The 4339-nt window shown below is 60.3% G+C and carries 3 protein-coding genes; all 3 read left to right on the forward strand.

Annotated features, from left to right (window positions below; all coding sequences use genetic code 11):
- Positions 1–298 precede the first annotated feature (298 nt).
- The 3 genes from ACW9JC_RS28890 (at position 299) to ACW9JC_RS28900 (ending at position 4239) form a co-directional block, all read left to right on the forward strand.
- Positions 299–808, forward strand: a complete 510-nt coding sequence (locus ACW9JC_RS28890) for a sigma-70 family RNA polymerase sigma factor (protein ID WP_457459303.1) — start codon at positions 299–301, stop codon at positions 806–808.
- Positions 805–1749, forward strand: a complete 945-nt coding sequence (locus ACW9JC_RS28895) for a FecR domain-containing protein (protein ID WP_457459305.1) — start codon at positions 805–807, stop codon at positions 1747–1749. The genes ACW9JC_RS28890 and ACW9JC_RS28895 overlap by 4 nt, the downstream gene beginning before the upstream one ends.
- A gap of 66 nt (positions 1750–1815) precedes the next feature.
- The gene (locus ACW9JC_RS28900) at positions 1816–4239 is read left to right on the forward strand and encodes a TonB-dependent siderophore receptor (RefSeq protein WP_457459307.1); all 2424 of its coding nucleotides are present in this window, start codon (positions 1816–1818) and stop codon (positions 4237–4239) included.
- Positions 4240–4339 lie beyond the last annotated feature (100 nt).

Below are 4339 nucleotides of genomic sequence, written 5' to 3' on the forward strand. Positions count from 1 at the left end.
TACCGGCCTGTCACGCCGGGGGTCGCGGGTTCGAGTCCCGTCCGCTGCGCCATATCTGCACTGAGGCCTACTGAACGCCTCGGAGCTACGAAGAAAGCCACTGGTTTACTTCGAGTCGATAGCAAAGACCCTGGTCGAAAGACCGGGGTTTTTTGTGTCTGAAATTTGGCTTTTTTCTACTCTTTCGCTCTTACCGCCCAATCTTTCTGCACGTGCTGTGCATAAAGCGCTTGGTTCGTTGCTGTAACATTAATTAGAATCACTCTCATTTACGACTCCTGGCACAGGGCTTCTTGAGATGAGTGATGCAGCGATGCCGAAGGAGCAAACCCTTCACGACCTGTACCGCGATCACCGTGGCTGGCTTGAGAGCTGGTTAAGGCGGCGCATGGGCAATGCCTGCGATGCGGCGGATCTCAGTCAGGATACGTTTTTGCGTTTGCTCGCCAGCTCCCAGCGGATCGCAGATCTGCATGAGCCCCGCGCCTACCTGCTGACAGTGGGCAAACGCCTGCTGAGCAACTTCTATCAGCGCCGCAGTCTCGAGCAGGCCTACCTGAATGCCTTGGCATCTCTGCCGGAAGACTGTGTGCCGTCCCCTGAGCAGCGCTGGTTACTACTGGAAACCCTGCAAGCCCTGGACGAATTGCTCGATGGATTGCCGCGAGCAGTGCGACGAGCATTTGTCTGGAGTCAGCTCGAAGGCCTGACCTACCAGCAAATTGCCGAACGATTGAAGGTTTCGGAGCGCACGATCAAACGCTACATGGCGCAAGCCTACGAGCATTGCCTGTTGGTGGAACTGTGAACAGCGCCGCGCCCGATGCCCGTCAGGTGGTGCGAGCGGCCGCGCAATGGCTGGCTTTGCTCGAATCCGGTGGTGCCACCGAGCAGGATCGCGCGAACTTGCAGCGCTGGCGCGATACGTCGCCCAGCCATGAGCAAGCCTGGAAGAAGGCGCAAGCCTTGCGTCAGCGCTTTTCCGACCTGCCTTCAGCGTTGGCCCTGAGCAGCCTCGACCGTCCCGATCCTGGACGTCGCGTGGTGCTCAAACGCGCATTGGGCGCCGTAGCGTTGGTGCCCGCAGCCTGGCTGATCAGCCGGCAATTGCCTATGGACGTCTGGCGCGCCGATCTACACACCGCCACTGGCGAGCGCAAACAAGTGCATCTCGCGGATGGCAGCTCCCTGCAACTGAATACCGCCAGCGCCGTCGATGTGGATTTGCCGAATCGCCGGTTGAAGCTGGTTGAGGGCGAAATGTCGCTGAAGGTGTCGGGTGTCTCGCCATTGACTATCCAGACCCGCTTCGGTCAAGTGATCGTCAGCCAAAGCGAAGTCTGCGTGCGCCAGGACAATCGCGGTTGTCGAGTCTCGGTGTTCAACGGCGCCGTGCAGTTGCAACCGTTGCAGGGCTCAACACTGACGCTGCGCGCGGGTCAGCAGGTGAATCTTCAAGCCGCAGGCGCCGGTGCGGTGCAAGCCTTTGATGTGCTGCAACCCGGTTGGCGTGAAGGTGTGCTGATGGCGAACAACCAGCCGCTGGGGGATTTCCTGCGTGTACTCGATACCTATCGACCGGGTGTTTTGCGTTGGGAGCCGGAACTCGAAGCGCTGCGGGTCACCGGAAGTTTTCGCCTCGATGACACCGATCGCATTCTCGCGTTGCTGGCAGTCAGCCTGCCGTTGGAGGTGCAAACGCGCACCCGTTACTGGGTGACGTTACTGCCGCGCAAAAAAGTTGTCTGAAGCGTGTCCCCTTTTTTCCACTCGCTTGTCATTCAAGGCAACTGAACGCACAAGAGAGCTTTTTCAATGCCCGCAGTAAAGCCTTGCTGTCCGCGCCCGGCGTCGTCCGGTCTGCGCCCGTTGTTGCGCCTGAGCCTGTTGCTGAGCTTGAGCGCCAGCCCGTTTTTCATCACCAACGGCTGGGCCGAAGACGCCGCCCGCCGCAGCTTCCAGGTGCCCGCCGGCAGCCTGAGCGATGCGTTGACACGGTTCGCGGGTTTGGCCGGGGTCAATCTGTCGGTCGATCCGGCGCTGGTCAGCGGTCGCAGCAGTGCCGGTTTGTCCGGTGACTACGGAGTGGAAGAGGGCTTTGCTCGCCTGCTACAAAATTCCGGACTGCAATTGCAGCCGGTGGGCGAGCAGGCGTACATCCTGATTCCGGCACCAAGTGGCGCCAGCCTGCAATTGGGCGCGACTTCGATTCTCGGTGCCGTTGATACCGAACATGGCGATCCGTATGCCGGTGGACAGGTTGCGCGTCGCGGATCGCAAGGCTTGCTAGGCTCGCAAGACTTCATGGAAACGCCGTTCAGCATGACCACCTACACCAGCGAAACGGTGAAAAACCAGCAGGCCCGCACCTTGGGCGACCTGGTCGCCAGCGACCCTTCGGTTCGCGCCACCAACCCGGCGGGCGGGCGTTACGAGCAATTCACCATTCGCGGGCTCAGCCTGTTCAATAGCGATGTTTCCTACAACGGTCTGTACGGCATCCTGCCGACCTATACGATCGACATGGAGATGGCCGACCGCGTCGACATCCTCAAAGGTCCGAGCCAGCTCATCAACGGCATCTCGCCGCGAGGCAGCGTGGGTGGCGGGATCAACGTGGTACCCAAGCGTGCGACCGACCAGCCCATCACCTCGTTCACCGGTAGTTACGCGTCCAACAATCAGGTCGGCGGTGCCGTGGATGTCGGTCGGCGTTTTGGTGAGGGCGACATGTTCGGCGTTCGTTTCAATGGCGTGAAGCAGTCCGGCGACACCGACTGGGATCACCAGAGTGTCGATCGTGAAATGGCCGTGCTGGGCCTGGATTTTCGCGGTGAGCGCCTGCGCCTCTCGACCGACATCGGCCACACCGAGCGCGATACCGATGCGCCGCAGGAGCGCGTGCAGATTGGCGCCAACGCGAAAGTGCCGAATGCCAACGATGTCCGCGACAACTATGCGCAGCCTTGGAGCCAGGCACGGACCACGGACACCTTCGGCACGCTGAACGGAGAGTTCGATGTCAGTGATTCGGTCATGTTGTACGGCGGAGTGGGCGCGCGCAAAAGTAATCATGATTTTCTTCGGCATGCCGTTTCCGTCACCAATGATGCTGGCGATTTCAGCGTTCTGCCGCGTGATTTCACCCGCGACGAAAATGTCCGCACGGCCACGGCGGGCGTGCGCAACTGGTTCCATACCGGTCCGGTGAGCCATCAGGTCAACCTGGCGGCCAGCTACTTCTACATGGACTTCGAAAATGGTGGCTCCCGTTATGCCGCGGCCCCCAGCAACCTCTACAACCCTCGGGAAACGCCTACACCCGTCCGCCCGACGCGTTTCGATCCAGAGGTCTACACCGAGAACCGCTTCAGCAGCGTGGCGTTGTCCGACACGCTGGGCTTCTTCGATGACCGCTTGCTGCTGACCCTCGGCGGCCGCTGGCAGCGGGTGAAGGTCGACGATTGGTCGGATGACGTCAAAGGCGACACCGCCTACGACGAGGAAAAATTCTCGCCATCGGGCGGCATTCTGTTCAAGGCGACCGACAAGTTGTCGCTGTACGCCAACTACATGGAAGGCCTGAGCCAGGGCAAGATCGCACCGTCGACCTCGGTGAACGAGGACGAGATTTTTCCTCCATTCATCAGTCGTCAGGTCGAGGTCGGTGCCAAGTACGACGCGGGTGCGTTCGCCCTAACCGCCGCGGTTTTCCGAATTAAGCAGCCGGCCTACGAGACCAACGCCACGACGCGGGTCTTCGGCCCGAACGGCAAACGGCAGAATGATGGTGTGGAGTTGAGCGTGTTCGGCGAGCCACTCAAGGGTTTCCGCCTGCTCGGCGGTGTGATGTACATCGACAGCGAATTGAACGACACCACCAACGGCACTTTCGACGGCAACCGGGCGCCGGCCACGCCGAAGTACAACGTCAATCTGGGCGCCGAGTGGGATGTGCCGAGTGTGCAAGGCTTGACCCTGACCAGTCGTGGCATCTATTCCAGTTCGCAGTATCTGGATCAGTCCAACAACAAGGAAATCGATTCGTGGGAGCGGTTCGACGTGGGCGCGCGGTATGCGTTCAGGGTCGACGAAAAGACCATCACCGTGCGGGCGAATGTCGAGAACGTGGCGGACAAGCGCTACTGGAGTTCGGCGGGGGCTTCGGATGACAGCGAGCCTGGGTTGACGCTGGCGACGCCGGGGACTTATTTGCTGTCGGCGACTGTGGATTTTTGATGGCATTGAGTTGAACTGGTCTGACGCCATCGCGGGCAAGCCCGCTCCCACAGTGATTTGAGTGATGCCGAAAAATGCGGATACACCACAAAAACCTGTG

The organism is Pseudomonas sp. SDO5591_S426, assembly GCF_054070755.1.